This is a genomic window from Kitasatospora sp. NPDC096140 (assembly GCF_040303045.1).
In the GTDB taxonomy this organism is placed as follows: domain Bacteria; phylum Actinomycetota; class Actinomycetes; order Streptomycetales; family Streptomycetaceae; genus Kitasatospora.
Genome location: NZ_JBEOUW010000026.1, coordinates 17,836 through 42,478, shown reverse-complemented (window position 1 = coordinate 42,478; position 24,643 = coordinate 17,836). Strand labels below are relative to the sequence as shown.

The 24,643-nt window shown below is 73.2% G+C and carries 23 protein-coding genes; 16 read left to right on the top strand and 7 right to left on the bottom strand.

From position 1 onward, the window contains the following. Positions 1-95: 95 nt before the first annotated feature. Positions 96-1,526, top strand: coding sequence for a radical SAM protein (locus ABT048_RS25440; RefSeq protein ID WP_350523797.1), 1,431 nt, complete (start codon positions 96-98; stop codon positions 1,524-1,526). Continuing rightward, positions 1,523-2,545: an aminotransferase class I/II-fold pyridoxal phosphate-dependent enzyme gene (locus ABT048_RS25435; protein WP_350523796.1), complete on the top strand. Its 1,023-nt coding sequence runs from the start codon at positions 1,523-1,525 to the stop codon at positions 2,543-2,545. Before ABT048_RS25440 ends, ABT048_RS25435 begins: the two co-directional genes overlap by 4 nt. Positions 2,546-2,562: 17 nt before the next feature. Here ABT048_RS25435 and ABT048_RS25430 read toward each other — a convergent pair whose 3' ends face one another. From ABT048_RS25430 to ABT048_RS25420, 3 genes are all read right to left on the bottom strand, one after another. After that, a complete protein-coding gene (locus ABT048_RS25430) occupies positions 2,563-3,465 on the bottom strand; it encodes a 5'-3' exonuclease (protein ID WP_350523879.1) in 903 nt (300 codons plus the stop codon). A gap of 59 nt (positions 3,466-3,524) precedes the next feature. Next, positions 3,525-4,601, bottom strand: coding sequence for a cation diffusion facilitator family transporter (locus tag ABT048_RS25425; RefSeq protein ID WP_350523795.1), 1,077 nt, complete (start codon positions 4,599-4,601; stop codon positions 3,525-3,527). Between the two features lie 194 nt (positions 4,602-4,795). Further along, a complete protein-coding gene (locus ABT048_RS25420; protein WP_350523794.1) occupies positions 4,796-5,584 on the bottom strand; it encodes a gamma-glutamyl-gamma-aminobutyrate hydrolase family protein in 789 nt (262 codons plus the stop codon). A 174-nt stretch (positions 5,585-5,758) separates the two neighbouring features. Between ABT048_RS25420 and ABT048_RS25415 the strand changes: the two genes are divergently transcribed. The 3 genes from ABT048_RS25415 to ABT048_RS25405 all read left to right on the top strand — a co-directional run bounded on the left by ABT048_RS25415 (position 5,759) and on the right by ABT048_RS25405 (position 9,565). Further along, on the top strand, positions 5,759-7,294 hold the full coding sequence (locus ABT048_RS25415; protein ID WP_350523793.1) for a glutamine synthetase family protein: 1,536 nt from the start codon (positions 5,759-5,761) through the stop codon (positions 7,292-7,294). Positions 7,295-7,375: 81 nt separating this feature from the next. Beyond that, a complete protein-coding gene (locus tag ABT048_RS25410; protein ID WP_350523792.1) occupies positions 7,376-8,176 on the top strand; it encodes a 3-oxoacyl-ACP reductase in 801 nt (266 codons plus the stop codon). A gap of 111 nt (positions 8,177-8,287) precedes the next feature. Then, positions 8,288-9,565 carry a DUF2510 domain-containing protein gene (locus tag ABT048_RS25405; protein ID WP_350523791.1) on the top strand — a complete coding sequence of 426 codons (1,278 nt, stop codon included), beginning with the start codon at positions 8,288-8,290 and terminating at the stop codon, positions 9,563-9,565. 126 nt (positions 9,566-9,691) lie between these two features. On the opposite strand, the gene ABT048_RS25400 is transcribed toward ABT048_RS25405, so the two are convergent. The 3 genes from ABT048_RS25400 to ABT048_RS25390 all read right to left on the bottom strand — a co-directional run bounded on the left by ABT048_RS25400 (position 9,692) and on the right by ABT048_RS25390 (position 12,560). Beyond that, the gene (locus tag ABT048_RS25400) at positions 9,692-10,609 is read right to left on the bottom strand and encodes a lytic polysaccharide monooxygenase auxiliary activity family 9 protein (protein ID WP_350523790.1); all 918 of its coding nucleotides are present in this window, start codon (positions 10,607-10,609) and stop codon (positions 9,692-9,694) included. 245 nt (positions 10,610-10,854) lie between these two features. After that, positions 10,855-11,283 carry a hypothetical protein gene (locus ABT048_RS25395; RefSeq protein ID WP_350523789.1) on the bottom strand — a complete coding sequence of 143 codons (429 nt, stop codon included), beginning with the start codon at positions 11,281-11,283 and terminating at the stop codon, positions 10,855-10,857. Positions 11,284-11,342: 59 nt separating this feature from the next. Further along, positions 11,343-12,560, bottom strand: a complete 1,218-nt coding sequence (locus ABT048_RS25390; protein ID WP_350523788.1) for an alanine racemase — start codon at positions 12,558-12,560, stop codon at positions 11,343-11,345. 91 nt (positions 12,561-12,651) lie between these two features. On the opposite strand from ABT048_RS25390, the gene ABT048_RS25385 reads away from it, so the two are divergent. Beyond that, positions 12,652-13,434, top strand: coding sequence for an SseB family protein (locus ABT048_RS25385; RefSeq protein WP_350523787.1), 783 nt, complete (start codon positions 12,652-12,654; stop codon positions 13,432-13,434). A 54-nt stretch (positions 13,435-13,488) separates the two neighbouring features. Here ABT048_RS25385 and ABT048_RS25380 read toward each other — a convergent pair whose 3' ends face one another. Further along, positions 13,489-13,866 carry a DUF1844 domain-containing protein gene (locus tag ABT048_RS25380; protein WP_350523786.1) on the bottom strand — a complete coding sequence of 126 codons (378 nt, stop codon included), beginning with the start codon at positions 13,864-13,866 and terminating at the stop codon, positions 13,489-13,491. Positions 13,867-14,342: 476 nt separating this feature from the next. On the opposite strand from ABT048_RS25380, the gene infC reads away from it, so the two are divergent. The 10 genes from infC (at position 14,343) to ABT048_RS25330 (ending at position 24,533) form a co-directional block, all read left to right on the top strand. Next, complete coding sequence (gene infC / locus ABT048_RS25375; protein WP_350523878.1) at positions 14,343-15,071, top strand: translation initiation factor IF-3; 729 nt, start codon at positions 14,343-14,345, stop codon at positions 15,069-15,071. A 143-nt stretch (positions 15,072-15,214) separates the two neighbouring features. Beyond that, positions 15,215-15,409, top strand: a complete 195-nt coding sequence (rpmI, locus tag ABT048_RS25370; RefSeq protein WP_045701618.1) for a 50S ribosomal protein L35 — start codon at positions 15,215-15,217, stop codon at positions 15,407-15,409. A 109-nt stretch (positions 15,410-15,518) separates the two neighbouring features. Beyond that, positions 15,519-15,914 (top strand): 50S ribosomal protein L20, encoded by a 396-nt coding sequence (gene rplT, locus ABT048_RS25365; protein WP_030055649.1) that lies wholly within the window; start codon positions 15,519-15,521, stop codon positions 15,912-15,914. A gap of 113 nt (positions 15,915-16,027) precedes the next feature. Next, positions 16,028-16,894, top strand: a complete 867-nt coding sequence (locus ABT048_RS25360) for a TrmH family RNA methyltransferase (RefSeq protein WP_350523785.1) — start codon at positions 16,028-16,030, stop codon at positions 16,892-16,894. A 165-nt stretch (positions 16,895-17,059) separates the two neighbouring features. After that, on the top strand, positions 17,060-18,163 hold the full coding sequence (locus tag ABT048_RS25355; RefSeq protein WP_350523784.1) for a sensor histidine kinase: 1,104 nt from the start codon (positions 17,060-17,062) through the stop codon (positions 18,161-18,163). 265 nt (positions 18,164-18,428) lie between these two features. Next, positions 18,429-19,550 (top strand): phenylalanine--tRNA ligase subunit alpha, encoded by a 1,122-nt coding sequence (gene pheS, locus ABT048_RS25350; protein ID WP_350523783.1) that lies wholly within the window; start codon positions 18,429-18,431, stop codon positions 19,548-19,550. Beyond that, positions 19,550-22,051, top strand: coding sequence for a phenylalanine--tRNA ligase subunit beta (pheT, locus tag ABT048_RS25345; RefSeq protein ID WP_350523782.1), 2,502 nt, complete (start codon positions 19,550-19,552; stop codon positions 22,049-22,051). The genes pheS and pheT overlap by 1 nt, the downstream gene beginning before the upstream one ends. 156 nt (positions 22,052-22,207) lie before the next feature. Next, positions 22,208-22,645: a GntR family transcriptional regulator gene (locus ABT048_RS25340; protein ID WP_350523781.1), complete on the top strand. Its 438-nt coding sequence runs from the start codon at positions 22,208-22,210 to the stop codon at positions 22,643-22,645. Then, positions 22,645-23,571: an ATP-binding cassette domain-containing protein gene (locus tag ABT048_RS25335; RefSeq protein ID WP_350523780.1), complete on the top strand. Its 927-nt coding sequence runs from the start codon at positions 22,645-22,647 to the stop codon at positions 23,569-23,571. Before ABT048_RS25340 ends, ABT048_RS25335 begins: the two co-directional genes overlap by 1 nt. Further along, a complete protein-coding gene (locus tag ABT048_RS25330) occupies positions 23,568-24,533 on the top strand; it encodes an ABC-2 membrane transporter-related protein (RefSeq protein ID WP_350523779.1) in 966 nt (321 codons plus the stop codon). Before ABT048_RS25335 ends, ABT048_RS25330 begins: the two co-directional genes overlap by 4 nt. The last annotated feature ends 110 nt before the right edge of the window (positions 24,534-24,643 follow it).

The window sequence follows — 24,643 nt, the reverse complement described above, 5'->3', positions numbered from 1 at the left end:
GCCCCTCGTGCGGATCGTCCGGCCGGTGGGGAAGCCGTCCGGGATCATCGGATCGAGCAGCTCGCACGCGAGAGCCGGTCGTGCATGATGACCCGATGAAACGTAGCGACCGGCGCTTCCACGTCATCGTGCTGTCGAACTTCGCCAGGGGCTTCGACAAGTACGCCTTCGCCTACGGCAAGGCGGGCATCCCGGAGAGCACCCATCCCGACCGGTTCCACCTGCTGACCCGTGCGGAGTTGGGCATCGGCGTCGGCAAGGCACGACGCCTGCTGGAGCGGCTGGCCATCCCGGGCGACCGGCTGCTGGTGCTGGAGACCGCGGTGGACCCCGACGAGCTGGTGCCCAACGCGGCGACCGGCCTCGGCATGGAACTGCACGAGGCCCGCATCCTGCTGTCAGCCGTCCACGAACTCGACCACGCGGACAGCCCCAACGGCCCCAACGGCCCCAACGACCCCGCCGACCCGGCCGACCCGGCCACCCCCGCCGACCCGGCCACCGCGAGCGAAGCGGGCGACGGGCTCACGCTGCGCCCGACGACCGTCGAGGACGCGATGGCGGCCTCCCTGCGTCTGCACGGATCGGCAGATCGTCACTACGCCGACCTGAGACCGCGCTCGGTCTCGCTGCTGCCGGTCGCCTCCGCCTGCCAGGCCCGGTGCTCGTTCTGCTTCTCCGCGGCGTCGATCTCCAGTGACCAGGCGCCGGCCCGGGTCCCGTGGGACGCGGTCGCCCACTGGCTGGAGCGCGCCCGTGCGGCGGGCGCCGAGCGTGCGGTGATCACCGGCGGCGGGGAGCCCACGCTCATACCCTTCGACCAGCAGCTGCGGCTGGTGTCCGCCTGCTCGGCGGCCTTCCCGAAGGTCGTCCTGATCACCAACGCGCACACCCTGGCGAAGGGCGGGCACGCCGACCGGGCCGACCGGCTGGCAGCCCTGGGCGCTGCAGGCCTGAGCGTGCTGGCGGTCTCCCGGCACCACCAGGACGACGCCGTCAGCGAGCGGCTGATGGCGCTGCGCACGCCGGTGGGCTCGGTGATCGACACCTGGCGGGTGGAACGCGACCGCTGGCCGTCGCTGCTGACACGGCTCATCTGCGTGCTCCAGCGCGGCGGCGTGGCCGACGCGGCCGGCGTCGCCGACTACCTCTCGTGGGCCGCGGCCCTGGGTGTCGAGGAGGTCTGCTTCAAGGAGCTCTATGTCTCCACCAGCACCGAGTCGCTCTACTTCGACCGCGCCGCCAACGTCTGGAGCCGGGAGAACCAGGTGTCGCTGTCCGTCGTCACCGGGTTCGCCGAGCAGCACGGCTTCGAACTCGCGAGCCGCCTGCCCTGGGGTGCGCCGGTCTACCGCGGCAGCTGGGACGGCCGGCCGATGCGGATCGCCGCCTACACGGAGCCCAGCCTGCTCTGGGAGCGCACCAGCGGGGTCGCCCGCAGCTGGAACGTCCTGGCCGACGGGCGCTGCTACGCCTCCCTGGAGGACCGGGCCAGCGAGATCCTGCCGGAAGGGGCGATGGCGTGAGGTTCGACGAGTTCCAGGACTTCCGGCAGCGGCAGCTCGACGCGTCCCCGTCGCTGCTGGACGCCGCCGAGACCAACCTGTACCGGGCGCTCGCGCCGATGCGGCCGGAACCGCCGGACGACGCGCGTACGGTGCACCGGTGCGATCTCGCCCGTGCCTGGCTGCGGCGCTACGAGCTGCCGGAGGAGTGGTCCGGTCGCGCCATGGTCTGTCGAGGGGTCCGCCACGGGCTCGACGTGGTGTTCCGCCGGCTGCGCGCCGTGCGGGCGAGGGTGTGGCTGCCCGCGGACGTGTACCCGGTCTACTTCGAGCTGGCCCGCGCCGCGGGCCTGGCGCCCGCGTCCTACCCGACGCTGCCGGCACCGGTCCTGCCGGGGGCGCCGGCGGACGACCGGCCCGAGTACCTGCTGCTCGCCAACCCCAGCAAGCCGCTCGGCCGGTACCTGTCCGACGCCGAGTGCGCCGAGGTGATCGCCTGGCTGCGGGAGTCACCGCACCGGCGCCTGCTGATCGACGGCGTCTACGACCTGGGTGCGCCGTTCGCCGCCGGCACGCGGCGGTTGCTGGACACCGGTCGTGCGGTCCTGCTGCACTCGGTCACCAAGGGATGGCTCTGGCCGCGCACGTTCGGCGTGGTCCTGCTGGGTCCGGAGCAGGCCGAACTGGCCGACTCGTTCCGGGCGGACCCGCCGACGCCCGAGCAGCTGAGGCTCGCCGACCGCCTGCTGACCGTGCACGGCGACGTGCCCGGGCACGTCGCCGCCGAACTGGCCGTACGGGCCGAGCGGTTGTTCGACCGACTGCCGGCCGACGTGCTCGGGGCGGTCGCGCCGGGGAGCCGGACCTGCCCGGGCAACTACTTCTTCCCGGTCGACATCCCGGCGGAGACGCTCCGCCGCGCGTACGGCGTGCTCGCCCTGCCGGGCGGCGTCTTCGGCGAGACCGCTTGGTCCGGCTCCGTCCTGACCAGCCTCGCCGACGCCTTCGGCCCGACGCCGTCGGCGGTGCGGCCGGGGTGATGCCCCCGGTGGGTCCCTCAGCGCCGGGCCAGGGCCTCCAGGACGCGGTCCAGGGAGGTGCCGAGGCCCCAGCGGGTGGAGAGCTCTTCGAGGGTCATCGGGTCGAGGGGTTCGCGGGGGAGGACCGGGTCGAACGCGGGGAGGGGGGCGTCGTCGGCGACGCGGACGACCTTCGGGGCGACGTCGAGGTAGGCGGCGCCCTCGACGATGTTGCGGCGCCGGGCCGGGGTGAGCCTGGAGGCGAGGTCGAGGGCGGCGGCGCGGATGGCCGGGAGGTCGCCGTACTCGTTGATCAGCTGGGCGGCGGTCTTCTCGCCGATGCCCTTGACCCCGGGCAGGCCGTCCGACGGGTCACCGCGCAGGGCGGCCATGTCGGCGTACTGGGCGCCGCGCACGCCGTACTTCTCCAGCAGCAGCGCGTCGTCGGTGACCTGCAGGTTGCCCATGCCCTTGACCGGGTAGAGCACGGTGATCCCCCGGGCGTCGTCCACCAGCTGGAAGAGGTCGCGGTCGCCGGTGACGATCTGCACCGGGCCCTCGGCGCGGGCGGTGAGGGTGCCGATCACGTCGTCCGCCTCGTAGCCGGGGGAGCCGACCCGGGCGATGCCGAGCGCGTCCAGCACCTGCTCGATCACCGGGACCTGCGGGGCGAGCGTGTCGGGCACCTCCTCCTCGCCGTCCACGGCGGCCTCGGCGACCCGGTGGGTCTTGTACGAGGGGACGAGGTCCACCCGCCACTGCGGGCGCCAGTCGGCGTCCATGCAGGCCACCAGCCGGTCGGGGCGGTGGTCGTGGACCAGCCGGGCGATGAAGTCCAGCAGGCCGCGGACGGCGTTGACCGGCTCGCCCTGCGGCGAGCGCAGGGTGTCCGGTACGCCGAAGTAGGCCCGGAAGTACAGGCTGGCGGAGTCGAGCAGCATCAGTCGCGGTGCGGTCACGTCACAGATCATGCCGCACCGCGCTGACGGAGTCCCGGTTCTCAGTGCTCGTGCGGTCCGGCGCGGTGGACCGGGCCGTGGGCGTCGGCGCAGTGTTCGGCGGCCGTGTCGCCCGGTGCGGCGATCTGCAGCAGCGCGCCCGCCTCGTCCTCGCCGACGTGGTCGACCTGGAGGGTGCTGTGGGTGATGCCGTACTCGTCGGCCAGTCGGCGCTGGAGCCGGCGCCGGACGGCGTGGCAGTCGCCGCCGGGGGTGACCAGGATGTGCGCGGACAGCGCCGGCTGGCCGGAGGTGATCTCCCAGATGTGCAGGTCGTGGATCTCCTCGACCAGCGGTTCGGTGACCATCCGGTCGGCCACCGCGTCGGGGTCGATCCCGGCGGGGGCGGCCTCCAGGAAGATCCGCCCGGAGTCGCGGACGAGCCCGATGCCGGCCTTGAGCATCAGCGCGACGACGATCAGCGACGCGATCGCGTCGGCCCGCTCGAAGCCGGTGGTCAGGACGACCACACCGGCGATGGCGGTGGCGATGAACGCGTACAGGTCGGTCAGGACGTGCTGGAAGGCGCCTTCGACGTTCAGCGAGCTGCGGTTGGCCTTGGACATGCACCAGGTCGCCGCGAGGTTGACGACGATCCCGACCAGCGCGGTGACCAGCACCAGCGAGCCGGCGACGTCCGGCGGTTCGAGCAGCCGGGTGACGGCCTCGTAGCCCAGCCAGGCCGAGAGCACCAGCAGGGTGACGCCGTTGGCCTGCGCGGAGAGGATCTCGGCCCGCTTGAGGCCGTAGGTGTAGCCGCCGCGGGCCGGGCGGGCGGCGAGCCGCATCGCGACCAGGGCGAGCACGATCGAGGCGGCGTCGGTGAGCATGTGCGCCGCGTCGGAGATCAGCGCGAGGGACTGGGCGGCGAAGCCGACCACGACCTCGCCGGCCATGAAGACGACGATCAGGGCGAGCGCGCCGAGCAGCCAGCGGCGGTCCGCGTCGGCGGCGACACCGTGCGAGTGCCCGCTGTGGCCCCCGTGTCCGCCGTGCGCGTGTCCGCCGCCGTGCCCGTGCCCGTTCGACTGTGCGTGGTCATGCGCATGATCATCGTGCGAATGCTCGTGCCTGGCCATGGAAGTCCTCTCTGGGCGCACGAAGGCGAACGGGGGTGCGGCGCGACCGCCCCGCAACCGAAGTGAACCGCAGAATCGACAAAGATCCAAAGGCTGTACTGGTGACCGTTGTCGTTGCCGTTCGGCCGGCCGGACGCGGTGCACTCCGCACCCCTCCGACCAGCCGATGTCGCCTGCGCCCGCGCCCAGTTGAGCTACCCCAGCGCGACCGGGTCCAGGGCCGCCGAGCCCAGGACCGCGGCATCGGCGACGGCGGCGTCCAGGGCCGTGGCGTCCAGCGCGGCGGCGGTGGCCGCCCGTACCAGGGCCCGCATCAGCCGCAGGTCGTCCCCCTGCTCCGGATGCCACTGCACCCCGAGCGTGAACCCCGGCCCCTCCACCGCCTCGACCGTGCCGTCCGGCGCGTGGGCGCTCACCCGCAGGCCCGTGCCCACCCGGTCGACGGCCTGGTGGTGGAAGGTCGGCACCTCCAGCTCGCACTCCGGCAGCAGCCCGCCGAGCAGCGTGCCGGGCACCGGCCGCACCAGGTGCGTGCCGTACCGTCCCGGTGCCCCGCCGTGCACGTTCACCGGCAGCACGTCCGGCAGGTGCTGCACCAGCGTTCCCCCGCACACCACGTTCAGGACCTGCATCCCGCGGCAGACCCCGAGCAGCGGCATCCCCGCGGCCAGCGCCGCCCGCAGCAGGGCGACCTCCCAGGCGTCGCGCTCCGGCGAGTCCACCTCGGTCGCCGGATGGGCCGGCTCCCCGTAGTACGCCGGGTCGATGTCCGGCCCGCCCGCGATGACCAGCGCGTCCAGCCGGGCCAGCACCTCCGGCGCCCGCTCCGGGGCGTCCGGCGGCAGCAGGACGGCGATCCCGCCGGAGTCCCGGACGTACGCGGTGTACCGCTCGGGCACGAGGGCGACCCGGCGGCCCCGCCAGTCGCTCCAGCTCGCGTCCACGAGGTAGGTGCTGACGCCGATCAAAGGCCTGCGATTCATGGCGCGCATTCTCCTCCCGAACCACCTGATCCACCGTCAACCACGCATATCGGCGCGCCACACCAGTCCGCCCTCTTCCGCCCCGCGAGTCGCAGGCCGTACGGTTCGCTGTGACTGCTTGATCTCGAAGAGTGATCGAAGGAATGCAGGACGTCGAGGAAGGAGGGCTCCGCCATGTCCGGGAACGCCGCCCCCGAGAACGCCGCCCCCGAGAACGCCGCCCCCGAGAACGCCGGCCCCGGCAACACCGCACCCGGGAACTCCGAGCCCGCGAGTGCCACCCCGCCGAGCGCCGCCCCCGGGAACGCCGCGCCGGAGCGCTCCACGTCCGGGACCACCGCCGCGGCCGTGCCAGCCCGGCCGCCGCTGACCCTGGACGAGCTGCGCACCCTGGTGGACGCCGGCGAGGTGCACACAGTCGCGCTCGCCTTCACCGACATGCAGGGCCGACTGCAGGGCAAGCGCTTCGCCGCCCGGTTCTTCCTCGACGAAGTCGCCGAGCACGGCGCCGAGGCCTGCGACTACCTGCTGGCCGTCGACGTCGACCTGAACACCGTGGACGGCTACGCCTTCTCCTCCTGGGCCACCGGCTACGGCGACTTCGCGATGCGCCCCGACCTCGGCACCCTGCGGCTGACCCCCTGGCAGCCCGGCACCGCCCAGGTCACCGCCGACCTCGCCCGGCACGGCGGCCACCCGGTGGACGCCGCCCCGCGCCAACTGCTGCGCCGCCAGATCGCCCGGCTCGCCGAGTACGGCCTGGCCGCCGACATCGGCACCGAACTGGAGTTCCTGGTCTTCCGCGACACCTACGAGCAGGCCTGGCTCGGCGGCTACCGCGGCCTGACCCCGGCCAACCTCTACAACGTGGACTACTCGATGCTGGGCACCGCCCGGGTCGAGCCGCTGCTCTCCCGGATCCGCAACGAGATGGCCGGCGCCGGCCTGGTCGTGGAGTCCGCCAAGGGCGAGTGCAACCTCGGCCAGCACGAGATCGCCTTCCGCTACGCCGACGCCCTCACCACCTGCGACCAGCACAGCGTCTACAAGACCGGGGCCAAGGAGATCGCCGCCCAACTCGGCTGCGCGCTCACCTTCATGGCCAAGTACGACGAGCGCGAGGGCAACAGCTGCCACATCCACCTCTCGCTGCGCGACGCCGTCGGCGCCCCGGCCTTCGCCGACCGCGACGGCCGGATGACCGACACCATGCGGCACTTCCTGGCCGGCCAACTGAAGGTGCTGCGCGAGTTCAGCGTGCTCTACGCCCCGAACATCAACTCGTACAAGCGCTACCGCCCCGGCTCCTTCGCCCCGACCGCCGTCGCCTGGGGCCGGGACAACCGCACCTGCGCCTACCGGGTGGTCGGCCACGGCCCCGGCCTGCGGATGGAGAACCGGGTGCCCGGCGGCGACGTCAACCCGTATCTCGCCGTGGCCGGGATGATCGCGGCCGGTCTGTACGGGCTGCAGCGCAAGCTGGAGCTGCCCGCGCCCTGCCTGGGCAACGCCTACGCGGTCGAGGAGTACGCCCGGGTGCCCGGATCGCTGCGCGAGGCCGCCGACCTGTGGGCGCAGAGCGAACTGGCCCGGGAGGCCTTCGGCGACGACGTCGTCGACCACTACCTGAACATGGCCCGGGTCGAGCAGGCCGCCTACGACGGCGCCGTCACCGACTGGGAGCGCTACCGATCCTTCGAACGGATGTGACGCATGATCGACGGATGTGAGGCATGACCGACGGATGCGGGGCCAGGAACGTCGTCATCCAGAGCGAGGAGTGACAGCCCGATGAGCGAGAAGCACGCCGCGCGGGACGGGGCGGTCTGCCGTCGGCTGGTCGGCCGCACCGCCGTGGTCACCGGCGCGGGCAGCGGCATCGGCCTGGCCGCCGCCCGCCGGCTCGCCTCGGAGGGGGCGAAGGTGGTCTGCGCCGACCTCGACGAGGAGACCGGACGGGCCGCCGCCAAGGAGGTCGGCGGGTTGTTCGTGCACACCGACGTCACCGATCCGTACATGGTCGAGGCGCTCTTCGACGAGGCGTACGAGACCTACGGCAGCGTGGACGTGGCCTTCAACAACGCGGGCATCTCGCCGCCGGAGGACGACTCGATCCTGACCACCGGCCTGGACGCCTGGCGCCGGGTCCAGGAGGTCAACCTGACCTCGGTCTACCTGTGCTGCAAGGCGGCCCTGCCGTACATGCGCCGGCACGGACGGGGCTCGATCATCAACACCGCCAGCTTCGTGGCCCGGATGGGTGCGGCCACCTCGCAGATCTCCTACACCGCCTCCAAGGGCGGGGTGCTCGCGATGTCCCGCGAGCTGGGCGTGCAGTTCGCCCGCGAGGGGATCCGGGTCAACGCGCTCTCCCCGGGGCCGGTGGACACTCCGCTGCTGCGCGAGCTGTTCGCCGAGGACCCGGAGCGGGCGGCCCGCCGACTGGTGCACGTCCCGCTCGGCCGGTTCGCCCGGGCCGAGGAGATCGCGGCCGCGGTGGCCTTCCTGGCCAGCGACGACTCCTCGTTCATCACGGCGAGCGAGTTCCTGGTGGACGGCGGCATCTCCGGGGCCTACGTCACCCCGCTCTGAGCGCCGCCGCCGGGGACCGCCACGCCTTCTCACCGTAATCTCATCGAAAACCGCGGGAATTCCGTGCCGCGCTGATTTCGCGTTTATCCGGCTGCCTTTAGATTCTCTGCTGTGAGTGAGCAGATTCCCGCCGGGTGGTACCCGGACCCGAAGGCCGGCACCGGCGACCCGGCGACGCAGCGGTGGTGGGACGGCAAGGGCTGGACGGGCGCCACCCGGCCCGCAGCCTCGGACGTCCCGGAGACGGACGCCCCGGAGCCGGGCGCCGCGTCGGCGTCCGGTGCGGCGGCGGCCCCCGAGGCTCCGCACGCCCCGGAAGCCTCGGACGCCCCGCAGGCCCCGGAGGCCTCGGCGGCGGCCGGTGAGCCCGGGGCGGGGACGGCCGAGCAGCCCACCGTGCTGGAGGGCGAGGTCCTGGAGAGCGGCCCGACCGTCCGCTACCCGGAGCCGCCGCCCTTCGGTGCCGCCTTCGGCGCGGCCGTGCCGCCGCGCAAGGCCCGGCGCAAGCCGTCGAAGCTGGTCGTGGCGACCACCGTTGCCGCGCTGCTCGGCCTGGGCGCGGGCTCGGGGATCACCTACCTCGCCATGGACGGCCACGGCGACAAGTCCAAGCCGGTCGCCCAGCACACCCCCCGCGGCAACTTCGGCCCCTGGGGCGGTTACCCGGGCTCCGGCGGCGGCGACGGCAGCAGCCAGGACGGCCAGGGCAACGGCCAGGGCAATGGCAATGGCAAGGGCAACGGGAACGGCAAGGGCAACGGCAACGGTCAGGGGAACGGCAACGGCCGGGTCCGGCCCGGCGCCGACACCGCGATCGACATGGTGAACAGGCTCACCCTGCCGGTCCCGAGCGGCTGGCAGGCCGACACCACCGACAACGGCTACGCCATGATCACCGTCGGCCCGTACGACTGCCCCGACGGCAGCGGCAACGAGTGCACCCTCGGCGGGGCGAACACCGGACGGATCGACGGTGCGGGCACCGACGCCCAGACGGCGGCCAAGGCCGACATCGACAAGGCCGCCAAGGACTCGTACGTCGGCATCACCGGCCACCAGGAGCTCAAGTCCGAGGCCGTCAAGGTCAACGGCAAGGACGGCTACCTGGTCCGCTGGAAGGTGGACGTCGCCAAGGGCAACCCCGGCTACGTGCAGACCGTGGTCTTCCCGTCCGCCGACGGCAAGGCGCTGGTCTCGGTGCACTTCGGCTTCGACATCGCCGACAAGGCGCCGGACGTCGCCGTGATGGACACCATCGTCAAGGGCATCACGGACTACAAGGGCAAGCTGCCGAGCATCCCCGGGCTGCCCGGCTCGGGCTCCGGCCCCGGCGGCGCGGGCGGCGGCGCGGCCGGAGGCACCGGGGGCACCGGGGGCACCACCACCTGAGCCCCGCGCTCCTCACACGGCGGCGGCCCACCCGGGAGACAGACCTCCGGGTGGGCCGCCGCCGTCATGCGGTCACGGGCACCGGGCCGGACGGGGGTGTGACCGGCCCGGCGCCCGCGTCCGGCGTCAGGAGTCGCGTCGAACAGCCTCGACACGACGGCGCCGGAGCACCATGCCGGCCCAGCCGACGCCGATCGCGGCGGCACCGGCGAGCAGCAGCGGGCCGGTGGCCGAGGTACCGGCCACGGCGGCGGAGGTGGTCGGGACGATCTGGCCGGCCGGGGCGTTCGGGTCCCCGCCGTGGCCGTGGTGGGCGACCGTGGACCTGGGCGCGTCGGCCGCGATCTGGGCGTCGCTGGGCGCGGCCGGGGCCTGCGCGGCGAGCGCCGGGGCGGCAGCGGCGGCGGTCGAGCCGAAGTCGACGTCGGAGCAGCTGTAGAACGCCTCCGGGCTGTCGCTGCGCTGCCAGACCATGTACAGCAGCTGGCGGCCGGTGCGCTGCGGCAGGGTGCCGGAGTAGCTGTAGTACCCGTCGGTGGCGGTCCGGGTGACCTGCACCTGGGCCACCGGGGTCGGGTCGAGGTCCGACCACTTCAGCGGCTTGGTGGGGTCGTAGCTCGGCTTGGTGATGTAGACGGTCTGGGTGCCGACGTGCGGCGCGGTGGTGCGGAACTGGAAGGTGAACGCACCCGCCTTGACCGGGGTGGCCGGCCAGTCGGTGCGCGGCCAGTCCAGGGCCTGGTACTTGTCGCGGTTGGCCGAGCAGAGCTTGCCGTCCGGGATCAGCGCCTGGTGGTTGCCGGCCGCGTTGGCGATGTTGACCTCGTTCCAGTCGTACAGCGGCTGGGTGCCGCTCGCGGCCACGAGGTCCTTGCAGACCTGGGACACCGGGTGCTCCGGGCCCTCCGCGTAGCAGGCGGCGACCCGGCTGACGGGGTTGGTCATCGTGCCGTGGGCGCTGGCGGTGCCGGCGGTGGTCGCGGCCACCGCGAGGACCGCGGCGCCGACCACGCCGACGGACAGGGCACTTCGCTTGATGGACATGGGGTGGGGACTCCTTGACCGTCGTGCCGGGCGAGTTGTGGGGGAGAGCGGGCACGCCTGCCCGTTCGGGGGCCGGTCGGCCCGGATCGCGGCCCCCGGCCCGAGCGTAGGATTGGTCTGGACCAGAGCGCAATAGCCGCGCGTGGACCACTTGTTGACGGACTGTAGGCCCCGGAACAGCGCAAAGGCCCGATGGAAGGCTGTTGTTAGCCGTTCCATCGGGCCTGGTTAAGGCTGGGGAAAGGTCAGAAGTTCAGGTCGCCGTTGATCGTCTCGGTCGTGACGACCTTGCCATGGCCGACCTGCAGGACGGTGCCGTGGACCGTCATGTCCTTGAGCTCGTTGTGGTAGACGGTGACCTGCTCGGGCCGCTTGGGGATGAACTCGTCCAGGATCGCCTGGAGTTCCTCGGCCATCGCCGGGTTGTCGGCCAGCAGCCGGCGCAGCTTCGGCTGCCACTCGCCCTGGGCGCTCTGGATGGCGGACTCGCGGCTGTCCTCCGGCGCTGCGGCCACCTCGGCCCGGGTCTCGTCCAGATCCTCGGAGATCGACTCCGCCCTGCCGCCGAACATCGCGGCGACACGCGGCTTGACCCGGTCCCAGGCCGAGGTGACCATGAGGCCGGCCAGAGCGGTCGCGCCCCTCGTGGCGATGTCCGTGAACTCGGGGTCCATGCTGCTCCCTTGTCGTACCGTTCCGTCGGCACCACGGTAGGGCAGAGACGGACGAACCGTCAGAGAAATGTCTTCCCCTCACCCCGGTACGTCGGCACGGTCCGGACGACGCGTTCGCCCTCGATCAGGTGCAGCTCCGCGAAGCGCTCGCACAGCTCGCCCGCCTTGGCGTGCCGGAACCAGACGCGGTCGCCGATCAGCAGGTCGTCGGCGGCCGGGCCGAGCAGCGGGGTCTGGACCTCGCCGGCGCCCTCCATGGGGTCGTAGCGCAGGCCCGGCGGCAGGTACGGCACCGGCGAGCGGTCCGGGCCGGCCGCGCCGGAGGCCGGGTAGCCGCCGCCGAGCACCGTGACCACGCCGACGCCGGGGCGGCGCACCACCGGCTGGCCGAACAGGGCGGCCGGACGGCCCCGGAAGGAACGGTAGTTGTCGAACAGCTGCGGCTGGTAGAGCCCGGAGCCGGCCGCCACCTCGGTGACGGCGCGCTCGGCCACGGTGGACTCCACGCTGCCGGTGCCGCCGCCGTTGACGAACTCCAGCTCGGCGACCTGCCGCAGCCGGCGGACCACCGCCGCGCGGCGCTCGGCCAGTTCGGTCCGGGCCTTGGCCTGCATCAGCCGGATCAGGTGCGAGCGCACCGGCCGTCCGGGCACCCGGTCGCCCACCCCGGCGACGTGTCCCTCGTACGCCATCAGGCCGACCACCCGGAAGCCCCGGCGGCGCTGGACGAGTTCGGCGAAGGCGCCGAGGTCCTCGGGGGTGCGCAGCGGCGAGCGCCGGGCGCCGACCCGGACCCGGCCGCCGAGCAGGTGCAGGGCGGTGTCCAGTTCCAGGCAGACCCGGACCTCGGCGTCGCCGGCCCGGGCCTTGTCGATGAGGTCGAGCTGGTCCGGGTCGTCCAGGACGACGGTGATCTCCCGGGCGGCCGCCGGGTCGGCGGTGAGGGCGGCGAACCCGTCCCGGTCGGCGGAGGGGTAGGCGAGCAGGACGTCCCGGACGCCGGTGCGGGCGAGCCAGAGCGATTCGTCCAGGGTGAAACTCATCACCCCGGCGAAGCCGTCCACGGCCAGCACCCGCTCCAGCAGCGCCCGGCAGCGCACCGACTTGCTGGCGACCCGGATCGGCTTGCCGCCCGCCCGGCGCACCAGGTCGGCGGCGTTGGCGTCGAAGGCGGCGAGGTCGACGACGGCGACCGGCCCGTCCAGGTGGGCGGTGGCGCGGTCGTACCGGAGGCGGTCGGAGACCGGGGTGGGCGCGGGTGCGTCGAGGATCACCATGGGCGCAGGGTGCCACAGCGGCCTACCGGTGGGTAGGGGGCGCGTGCAGGGAAATCGGGCCGCTCGGGTGCGGTGGCATAGGGTCGGGCGGGTGGACCGCAAAGACTTCTCCAACCCGGCGTTCGTCGGCAAGAACATCCCGAACCCCGGCTTCGGTGACGACGACGGCACCGCCGACCCGGCGCTCGTCGAGGCCCTCGCCCGCTGGTCGCAGGACCGCGCCGCCGAGCCCGAGGTGCTGGCGGCGCTGACCCCCACCCGGCTGATGGTGCCAATCGTGGCGATCCTCGGCGAGGTCGAGGTGGACGAGCACGGGCACAAGCACGAGAAGACCAGCGACATGGCCGTCCCGGTGCTGGAGGCCCCGGACGGGCGCCGCGCGCTGCCCGCCTTCACGTCGCTGGAGTCGCTCGCCCGGTGGCGCGCCGACGCCCGCCCGGCGCCGACGGCCGCCCCGCAGGCCGCGATGGTGGCCTTCTCGGAGCGCGCCGACACCCTGCTGATCGACCCGGCCGGGCCGGTGGCCTTCCAGCTGAGCGGTGCGCGGCTGCGGGCGCTCGCGGAGAACCGTCCGTTCGTGCCGCCGGCGCTGGACCCGGAGGTGCGCGAGGCGGTGCGGGCGCTGCTGGCGGCCGAGCCGGACGTGGTCAGCGGGCTGCTGGCGGCCTCGGGGGGCTCGGACGGGGTGCTCGCGGTGGTCTTCGACCCGGCGCTGGACCAGCCGGGGCTGCAGGCGGCCGCGCAGCGGGTCGGTCGGGCGGTGGCCGCGGACCCGGTGCTGCGGGTGCGGCTGGACCGCGGGCTGGACCTCGCGGTGCTGCCGGCGAGCGCCGAGCTGCCGGGTGAGCCGCTGTTCCGGCGCCAGGAGCGGTAGGAAACGCCGAAGGACCACCTACTCACGTGAGCAGGTGGTCCTTCGCGCGTCACGTCAGGAGTAGACCGGCCCGGTGAACTTCTCGCCCGGGCCCGCGCCCGGCGCGTCCGGGACGATGGAGGCCTCGCGGAAGGCGAGCTGCAGCGAGCGCAGGCCGTCGCGCAGCGGGGCGGCGTGGAAGTTGCTGATCTCCGGGGCGCCGGCGGTGACCAGCCCGGCCAGTGCAGTGATCAGCTTGCGGGCCTCGTCCAGGTCCTTGTCCTTCTCGCCGCCCTCGGCCAGACCGCACTTGACGGCGGCCGCGCTCATCAGGTGCACGGCGACGGTGGTGATCACCTCGACGGCGGGGACCTCGGCGATGTCGCGGGTGAGGTCGTCGAAGCCGATCTTGTCGTCGTCCGTGTCGGGGGTCTGGGTGGGCTCGCTGCTCAAGGGGGGCTCGTTCCGTCGTGCCGTGTGGGTACACGTGGAGCGTACAAGGGCTCCGTGGCGCGCCGGGAAGGCACTGCGCCGGGGCGGAATGGCGTCGGGCCTCCCGGCCCTGTATGCTTCGAGACTGACCGGCCGGGATCCCGCATGGGCGCCTGGCCAGCAAGTGGAGGCTCCACTGAGGAGGCCCGAGAGGGCAACCGCGAAAGTCTCCCACCTGATCGGCCTCGCGGTCGACGGGTCCCGGTCCGCGACGGGCGCCTGGCGCCGAGTCGCCGCAGCGCCCCTCACCGGGCGCAGCCCCCGGTTGTGTGGAGCCCCGCTTGTACCGAGCGGGGCTTTTTTCGTGTCGCGGGTGCGACGGTGCCGGAAGGTGCCGGGCAGCGCAGCACGAATGAAGCCCCGCCCAGTGGTCGAGTCCACTACGTGCGACCGCCGTCCGACGGCCGCATCGCAGAAGGTGCAACCGAGGAGGCCCCATCAGCACCGAGCCCCGCATCAACGACCGGATTCGCGTTCCGGAGGTGCGACTCGTCGGTCCCAGCGGCGAGCAGGTCGGCATCGTGCCGCTTGCCAAGGCGCTGGAGCTTGCGCAGGAGTACGACCTCGACCTGGTCGAGGTCGCGGCGACCGCCCGGCCGCCGGTGTGCAAGCTCATGGACTACGGCAAGTTCAAGTACGAGTCGGCCATGAAGGCTCGTGAGGCGCGCAAGAACCAGGCGCACACGGTCATCAAGGAGATGAAGCTCCGGCCGAAGATCGACCCGCACGACTATGACACCAAGAAGGGTCACGTCGTCCGGTTCCTCAAGCAGGGCGACAAGGTCAAGATCACGATCATGTTCCGTGGTCGTGAGCAGTCCCGCCCCGAGCTGGGCTTCCGCCTGCTGCAGCGGCTCGCCGACGACGTCCAGGACCTGGGTTTCGTCGAGTCCTCGCCGAAGCAGGACGGCCGTAACATGATCATGGTTCTTGGCCCGCACAAGAAGAAGACCGAGGCGATGGCCGAGGCCCGCGCCCTCGCGGACGCCCGCAAGGCCGAGCGTCAGGGCCGCACCCCCGGTTCCGACGCCCCCGCGGACGAGGCCGTGGCCGAGGACACCGTTGTCGACGACGCCGTGACCGAGGCGCAGGACGCCCCGGCCGAGGCGCCGGCCGTCGAGGCCGACGCTCCGGTCGAGCAGCCGGCCGCGTCCCAGGGCGCCTGAGCCTTCACGGCTCAGGGCAGCCCGGGAGACCGGCCCCAAGGGTGACGGGGCAGCCCGCCCGGTCACCACAGATCCATCCAGTTCACGCCCGTGTGGCAGACGCTGCGCGGGCGTGAACGGGACCGACGAGGAGATACGGCGAAATGCCGAAGCAGAAGACGCACAGTGGCGCCAGCAAGCGCTTCAAGATCAGTGGCTCTGGCAAGGTGCTGCGCGAGCGCGCCGGTCGCCGCCACCTCCTGGAGCACAAGCCCTCGACGCTGACCCGCAAGCTGGCCGGGACGATCGAGCTGGCCCCCGCTGACGCCAAGAAGATCAAGAAGCTTCTCGGCAAGTGATCGCCCTCCCGCCCGGCGCGAGCCGTGTGCGGGGCAGCTGATCCTTCCCGACCCATTCGAATGACGGACCACGTGAAGTAGTCCGTGGTCCAACCCAAGGAGTAATGAAGTGGCACGCGTCAAGCGGGCAGTCAACGCCCACAAGAAGCGCCGGGTCATCCTGGAGCGCGCCAGCGGCTACCGTGGCCAGCGCTCGCGCCTGTACCGCAAGGCCAAGGAGCAGGTCACCCACTCGCTGGTCTACAACTTCAACGACCGCAAGAAGCGCAAGGGCGACTTCCGTCAGCTGTGGATCCAGCGCATCAACGCTGCGGCCCGTGCCAACGGCATCACCTACAACCGCTTCGTGCAGGGCCTGAAGGCCGCCAGCGTCGAGATCGACCGCAAGATGCTGGCCGACCTGGCCGTCAACGACCCGGGTGCGTTCGCCTCCCTGGTCGAGGTCGCCCAGAAGGCGCTGCCGGCCGACGTGAACGCCCCGAAGGCCGCCGCCGACGCCGCCTGATCTTCCGAGATCGGTTGAGCTCTGACCGGACCCGCAGGCTCTCCTGCGGGTCCGGTTCTGCATTTCCGCCCCTCAGCGCCCTCCGTCCGCCTGCGCCTCCAGAGATCGAGACCATGCCGAGCACCGACACCCCCCTGCTGACCTCCCTGCGCTCGCCGCGCGTCGTCGCCGCCCGCCGGCTGGCCAAGCGCAACCAGCGCACCAAGGAGCGCCGCTTCCTGGCCGAGGGCCCGCAGGCCGTCCGGGAGGCCGTCGCCTTCGGCAGACTGCCGGGCACGGGCGAGCACGCCGTGGTCGAGGTCTACGTGACCCCGGAGGCGGCCGAGCGGCACGCCGGCATCGTCGAGGCCACCCTGGCGGAGGGGCTGCCCGTGCTGACCGCCACCGACGAGGTGATCGCCGACATCTGCGACACCGTGACCCCGCAGGGCATCGTGGCGCTCTGCCGCTTCATCGACACCCCGTTCGACGACGTGCTCACGGCCCGCCCGAAGCTGGTCGCGATCCTCGCCCACGTGCGCGACCCCGGGAACGCCGGCACGGTGCTGCGCACCGCCGACGCGGCCGGCGCGGACGCCGTGGTGCTCACCGACGCCTCGGTGGACCTCTACAACCCGAAGGCCGTCCGCGCCTCCGTGGGCAGCCTCTTCCACCTGCCGGTGGCCGTCGGCGTGCCGGTCGAGGAGGCCGTCGGGAAGCTGCGCGAGGCCGGGATCCGGGTGCTCGCCGCGGACGGTGCGGGGGAGCGCGACCTGGACCAGGAGCTGGACGAGGGCACCCTGGGCGCGCCCGGCGCGTGGGTGTTCGGCAACGAGGCGTGGGGGCTCCCGGAGGAGACCCGCGCGCTCACCGACGAGGTCGTGCGCGTCCCGATCCACGGGCACGCCGAGAGCCTCAACCTGGCCACTGCCGCGGCCGTCTGCCTGTACGCCTCGGCCCGGGCGCAGCGCTCGCCCGGCGGCTGCCGTTCGAACGCCTGACGCACCCGGGGCGCACCGGATCACCCCGTGGCACGCGGGGTTCGCCGGGCGGATCCCGCCGGGCCCGGGCGATCCGCCCCGCAAGCCCTACTGCGGGGGCCTGCGAGGCGCTAGGGTCTGCCTCGGTGTGGGGATAGGCACGGTGGGTAATCGGGGAGGCAACCCATGGTCGGCAGCGGGCCCGAGCTCGACCCGGACGACCTGCCGGACGGCCTGGTGGTCGCCGACGCGCTGGGCCGGGTGGTCTGCTTCAACCGGGCCGCGGCCCGGCTCACCGGCGTGCTCCCGGAGGTCGCGCTCGGCTGCGCGCTGGAGGACGTCCTCCCGCTGGAGGACCTGGACGGCCGCCGCTGGTGGCAGCTGACCGACCCGTACGGCGGCCTGGCCATCCGCACCCGCCAGCCGGAGCGCAACCTGCTGCTGCCCGGCGGCCACGAGGTGCTGGTCTCCGCCCGGTACGTCCGCGCGGTGCCGTGCGGGCCGCTGGAGCGCCTGGTGATCGCCCTGCGCGGCACCGAGGCCCGGCGCCGCACCGAGCGCAGCCACGCCGAGCTGATCGCCACCGTGGCGCACGAGCTGCGCTCCCCGCTGACCAGCGTCAAGGGCTTCACGGCGACGCTGCTGGCCAAGTGGGAGCGGTTCACCGACGGGCAGAAGCGGCTGATGCTGGAGACCGTGGACGCCGACGCCGACCGGGTCACCCGGTTGATCGCCGAGCTGCTGGACATCTCCCGGATCGACGCCGGGCGGCTGGAGCTGCGCAAGCAGGTGGTCGACCTCTCCGCGGCGGTGCGCCGGCACGTCGAGCGCAAGGTCGCCACCGGGATCCCCGAGGAGCGCTTCGACGTCCGGGTCAGCCAGCCGCTGACCGTCCTGTGGGCCGACCCGGACAAGGTCGACCAGGTGCTCGCCAACCTGCTGGAAAATGCGGTGCGGCACGGCGAGGGAACTGTCACGATCGAGGTGGCACCGGCCAAGGAGGTCGTCGAGGCGCCCGTCTGGGAGCGCTCCGGCACCCCGCCCCGCATCGTGGAAGGCACAGCGGTCACCGTGAGCGACGAAGGAAGCGGCATCCCCGAGGAGTCGATGCCGCGCGTCTTCACCCGCTTCTGGCGCGGCTCCAAGCGCGGCGGCACGGGCCTGGGCCTCTACATCGTCAAGGGCATCGTGGAGGCCCACGGCGGCTCGATCCGTGTCGACCGCGCGCCCGGCGGCGGCGCCCGGTTCCGATTTATCCTGCCCGCCGGCGTTCCGGACTTCATGCTCTGAGAGAGCTCGGACGACCAGCAGAGCCCGCTCTGACCGGTCGCCGGAGTCCCGCCGGACGGGCATCGCGGCAGCGGCGCTACGCGCTGCGACTACACTCGACCTTTGGCGTCGAGCAACGCCCTGCGCGGCTGAGCCGCGGACACCCACTCCCGTGAGCCTCCGGTGAACGGAAACCGGCTGCCCGTGCCCCGGCCCCGCCGGGCGTGGCGCGAAGGCGAACCCACACACCTGAGCACGGACGAGCAGGAGCACGGGAAAGATAGAGATGTCGGCACCCAACAAGTCGTACGACCCGGTCGAGGTCGAGGCCCTCAAGCCCGAGGTGGTGGAGCAGGCGCGGGACGAGGCCGTCGCCGCCTTCGCCGCCGCCAGCACCCTGGACGAGCTGAAGCAGGCCAAGGTCGCCCACACCGGCGACCGGTCCCCGCTCTCGCTCGCCAACCGCGAGATCGGCGCCCTGCCCCCGCACGCCAAGGCCGCCGCCGGCAAGCTGATCGGCCAGGCCCGCGGCGCCGTCAACCAGGCCCTCGCCAGGCGGCAGGCCGAGCTGGAGGCGGAGCGCGACGCCCGCGTGCTGGTCGAGGAGGCGGTGGACGTCAGCCTGCCGTACGACCGCGCCCCGCGCGGCGCCCGGCACCCGCTGACCACCATGGCCGAGCGCATCGAGGACACCTTCGTCGCGATGGGCTACCAGGTCGCCGAGGGCCCCGAGGTCGAGGCCGAGTGGCTCAACTTCGACGCCCTCAACCTGGGCCCGGACCACCCGGCCCGCTCGATGCAGGACACCTTCTTCGTCCAGGCCCCGGACGGCTCCGCCGACTCCGGCGTGGTGCTGCGCACCCAGACCTCCCCGGTCCAGGCCCGCACCATGCTCGACCGCGAGCCCCCCGTCTACGTGGTCTGCCCCGGCCGGGTCTACCGGACCGACGAGCTGGACGCCACCCACACCCCGGTCTTCCGCCAGGTCGAGGGCCTCGCGGTGGACGAGGGCATCACCTTCGCCGACCTCAAGGGCACCATCGAGGTCCTGGTCGAGAAGCTGATCGGCGACCACCTGGAGCTGCGCTGGCGGCCCTCGTACTTCCCGTTCACCGAGCCGTCGGCCGAGGTCGACCTGCAGTGCTTCGTGTGCCTGGGTGCGAGCGTCGGCAACCCGGACCGGCCGTGCCGCACCTGCTCCTCCGAGGGCTGGATCGAGCTCGGCGGCTGCGGCGTGGTCAACCCGCGGGTGCTCGTCGCCTGCGGTGTCGACCCCGAGCGCTACAGCGGGTTCGCCTTCGGCCTGGGCCTGGAGCGGATCCTGATGAATCGTCACAACGTCGCCGACATGCGCGACATGGTCGAGGGTGACGTGCGCTTCACCCTCCCGTTCGGGATGGAGATCTGATGCGCGTCCCGCTTTCCTGGCTGCGCGAGTACGTCGACCTGCCGACCGGCGCGACCGGCCGTGACGTCGCGGAGCGCCTGGTCCGGGCCGGCCTGGAGGTCGAGACCGTCGAGCAGATCGGCGCCGACCTCAAGGGTCCGCTGGTGGTCGGCGAGGTGCTCTCCATCGAGGAGCTGACCGGCTTCAAGAAGCCGATCCGGCACTGCTTCGTCAACGTCGGCGACGCCAACGGCACCGGCGAGCCGCAGGAGATCGTCTGCGGCGCGACCAACTTCGCCGTCGGCGACAAGGTCGTGGTCGTGCTCCCGGGCGCCGTGCTGCCCGGCCCCTTCCCGATCGCGGCCCGCAAGACCTACGGCCAGACCTCGGCCGGCATGATCTGCTCCGCCCGCGAGCTGGGCATGGGCGACGACCACAACGGCATCATCGTGCTCCCGCCGGAGTACGAGCCCGGCACCGACGCCATCGAGCTGCTCCAGCTCGTCGACGAGGTGCTCGACATCGCCGTCACCCCGGACCGCGGCTACTGCCTGTCCATGCGCGGCGTGGCCCGCGAGGCCGCCGCCGCGTACGGGCTGCCGCTGGCCGACCCGGCGCTGCTCGACGTGCCGCCGGCCAACTCCTTCGGCTACCTGGTCAAGGTCAACGACCCGGCCGGCTGCGACCGCTTCGTGGCCCGCACGGTCGTCGGCGTCGACCCGAACGCCAAGTCCCCGATCTGGCTGCAGCGCCGCCTGCAGAAGTCGGGCATCCGCCCGATCTCGCTGACCGTCGACATCACCAACTACGTGATGCTCGAAGTCGGCCAGCCGCTGCACGCCTACGACAAGCAGCGCGTCAACGGCCCGATCACGGTCCGCCGGGCGGAGCAGGGCGAGAGCCTGACCACCCTCGACGGCGTCGAGCGCAAGCTCTCCGCCGAGGACCTGCTGATCTGCGACAACAGCGGCCCGATCGGCCTGGCCGGTGTCATGGGCGGCGCGTCGACCGAGATCCTCGACCCGGCCGCCGGCCCGGGCACCACCGAGGTGATCATCGAGGCGGCGCACTTCGACCCGGTCGCGATCGCCCGCACCGCCAAGCGCCACAAGCTGCCCTCCGAGGCGTCCAAGCGCTTCGAGCGCGGCGTCGACCCGGAGGCCGCCCGCGCCGCCGCGCAGCGCGCCGTCGACCTGCTGGTCCTGATCGCCGGCGGCACCGCCGAGGCCGGGGTCACCGACATCGCCGCCCCGCACCCGGTGCGCACCATCACCATCGCCGCCGACCTGCCCGACCGGGTGGCCGGCACGGAGTACGGCCGCGAGACCGTCACCCGGCGCCTGCAGGAGGTCGGCTGCTCGGTCTCCGGCGCCGACGTCCTGGAGGTCACCCCGCCGACCTGGCGCCCCGACCTCACCGACCCGTACGACCTCGCCGAGGAGGTCATCCGGCTGGAGGGCTACGACAACGTCCCCGCCCGGATGCCCGACGTGCCGCCGGGCAAGGGCCTGACCGAGGCCCAGCGGGTCAACCGCCGGATCGGCGTCGCACTGGCCGGGGCCGGCTACGTCGAGGTCAACAACTACCCGTTCCTCGGCGAGGCGGCCTGGGACGCGCTCGGCCTGGAGTCGGACGACCGCCGCCGCCGTACGGTCAAGCTGGTCAACCCGCTCAACGACGAGGAGCCGGCGCTGCGCACCACGCTGCTGCCGGGCCTGCTCGGTGCGCTGCGCCGCAACATCGGCCGCGGCAACACCGACCTGGCGGTCTTCGAGTCCGGCACGGTCTTCCTGCCCAAGGACGAGCTGTCCGTGGCCCCGCGCCCGGCCGTCGACCACCGGCCCAGCGACGAGGAGCTGGCCGAGCTGGACGCCGCGCTGCCGGACCAGCCGCGCCGGATCGCCGTCGCCCTCGCGGGCGAGCGGCTGCCGTCGGGCTGGTGGGGCAAGGGCGCCCAGGCCTCCTGGGCGGACGCCGTCGAGGCGGCCCGCACGGTGGCCCGCGCGGCCGGCGTCGAGCTGACCGTCCGCCAGGGTCAGCTGGCGCCCTGGCACCCGGGCCGCTGCGCCGAGCTGGTCGTCACCGGCACCGACCGGGTGGTCGGCCACGCCGGCGAGCTGCATCCGCGGGTGGTCAAGGCGCTCGGCCTGCCGGCCCGTTCCGCCGCGATGGAGATCGACGTCGACCTGCTCACCGCCGACGGCGCCGAGCGGGTCAGCGGCCCGACCGTCTCCGGCTTCCCGGTGGCCACCCAGGACGTCGCGCTGATCGTCGACACCGCGGTTCCGGCCGCCGACGTCGAGGCCGCGCTGCGCACCGGCGCCGGCGAACTGCTGGAGGCCATCCGGCTGTTCGACGTGTTCACCGGTGAGCAGGTGGGCGAGGGCAAGAAGTCGCTGGCGTACGCGCTGCGCTTCCGGGCCGTCGACCGCACGCTGACCGCGGACGAGGCCACCGCCGCCCGTGAGGCGGCCGTCGCCGAGGCCGTGGCCCGTACCGGAGCGGTGCTGCGCGGCGCCTGATGCCGTAGCGCCCGAGCAGAGGGGCCCCGCCCCCGGACCACCCGGTCCGGGGCGGGGCCCTTCGTGTTGCCCGGATTCGACCGCTTCGACCGCTTCGACCGCTTCGACCGCGCTCCGGCTTGACGCGGTGTCAGGCTGTCGTTTATCTCTTTACCTATGGAAGTAGATAAAGGCGATGACCGGCCCTCTCCCATCGAGTTCCGCCTGGACCCGGCCTCCGGCGTCCCGACCTACCTGCAGCTCGTGCAGCAGGTCGAACAGGCGCTGCGGATGGGCTGGTTGACCGAGGGGGACCGGCTGCCCCGGGTGCGCGAGGTGGTGGCCGGGCTGGCGATCAACCCGAACACCGTGCTCAAGGCGTACCGCGAGCTGGAGCACCGCGGTCTCGCGGCCGGCCGCCGGGGCCAGGGCACCTTCGTGCGGGGGCTGCCCGCCGGGGTGGTGCCGCTGCGCGAACGGGCCGCGCTGCGGCGGGGGTTGCTGGACTGGATGCGCTCGGCGCGGACCGCCGGGCTGGACGACGAGGGGATGGTCGCCGTGTTCGAGGACGCGCTGCGCGACCTGCGTGAGGGGCGCGACGGGGTGGTGGCGTGATGACGGGGGACACCGTGATCGACTGCGGCGGGATCGGCAAGCGCTACCGCCGCTCCTGGGCCCTGCGGGACTGCAATCTCGCCGTCCCCGCCGGGCACGTGGTGGCGCTGGTCGGCCCGAACGGCGCCGGCAAGACCACACTGCTCGGCCTCGCCGCCGGCCTGACCCTGCCGAGCGAGGGCGCGATGACCGTCCTCGGCGACCAACTCCCCGGCTCACCGAGGGCCCTGGACCGGATCGGCTTCGTCGCCCAGAACGCCGCGCTCTACCCGGGCCTGCCCGTACGGGACCTGCTCGCGATGGGCCGCCACCTCAACCGCCGCTGGGACGACGCCCGGGCACGCACCCACCTGGAGGGCCTCGGCATCCCGCTGGACCGCAGGTACGGCCGGCTCTCCGGCGGCCAGCAGGCCCAGGTCTCGCTCGCCCTGGCGCTCGCCAAGCGCCCCGAACTCCTGCTCCTGGACGAGCCGTTGGCCGCACTCGACCCGCTCGCCCGGCACGACTTCATGGCCGTGCTGCTGACCGCGGTGGCCGAGGACGGCCTCTCGGTGGTGTTCTCCTCGCACGCCGTCAACGAGCTGCAGCAGAGCTGCGACTACCTGGTGGTGCTCGGCGGCGGCCGGGTCCAGGTGGCGGGGGAGGTCGACGACCTCCTGGGCGGCCACCGGATGCTCACCGGCCCGACCGCCGAGGCGGACCGGATCGCCGAGCAGCTGCCGGTGGTCCGCGACCGCCGCGCCGACGCGCAGTCCCACCTGCTGGTGCGCACCGGCGGCGTGGACGCCCCGGTCTCCGCCGGCTGGCGCCAACAGCGCGTCGGCCTGGAGGAGTTGGTGCTCGCCTACCTGCGCGAGCCGACCGCCTCCGCCCTTCCCGGCCCGCGCGGGGCCGTCCGTCCGAGCGAGAAGGCCCTGCTGTCGTGAGTTCCCTGACCCTCGCCCCGCCCCGCTCCGCCGTCCTGCGGGCCGCCGGGCTGCGCCACCGGCCGGCGCTGCGGACCCTGCTGGGTGTCCTCGCCGGGCTGCTCCTCGTGCTGGCCGTCACCGGGTACTACGTCCATGCCGGACTCGACCGGTCCGGTGCGGCCGGGTGCGACATGGCGCTGCGTAGCTGCAACGAGCGCTGGAAGGTGTTCCTGCACGGGTACGGCCCCGCGCTGACGGTCGGTGGGAACCTCGTCTACTTCCTGGGTGGCGCCCTCGGGGCGTTCGTGGGAGCTCCGCTGCTGGCCCGCGAGTTCGAGCACGGCACGGTTCGGTTCGCCTGGACCCAGGGGGCGGGGCGCACCCGGTGGACGGCCGGCGGGCTGGTGCTCGTCGGCGGCGTGCTGGCCGTGGCGACGGCCCTGACGGCCGCGGTGCTCAACTGGTGGATCGCGCCGCTGGCGACGCATGCGGGCCGGTTCACCCCGCTGGCGTTCAGCAGTGCTCCGCCCGCGCTGGTCGGCCGGGTGCTGCTGGTCTTCACGCTGTCCGCGCTCGCCGGGGCGGTGCTGCGGCGGACGGTCGTGGCGGTGGGGATTGGCGTGGGGGCCTCGGTGGTGACCAACCTGGTGGCCGAGTCGCTGCGGTTCCACTACCGGACGCCACTTGAGGACACCGTGCACACGCTCGCCCAGGGCTCGCTCGACCATCGCTGGGAGGGCGGCCTCTGGGCCACCGACCCGGCGGGGAGCCGGCTCGACCTCAACCGGTTGTACGACCTGGGCGGCGACTACTACGGGGCGGAGAAGCTGTTGGGCGAGGGCGGCTACTCGCTGCACGAGTCCTACCAGCCGGACGGCCGCTACTGGTCCTTCCAGTTCGTCGAGTTCGGCTGGACGGCCCTGCTCGCCGTCGTCCTGGGCGCGGCGGCGGTCTGGTGGGTCCGGCGCCGGGCGGTCTGACCTGCGGGGCCGTGGAGGGCTTGAAGAGTTTCCGTCAAAACCCTTGCGGAGTACGGGCGGACAGCGTTTCCTACTCCTCGTTAGGAAAGTTTCCTAACCCATCGAGGAAT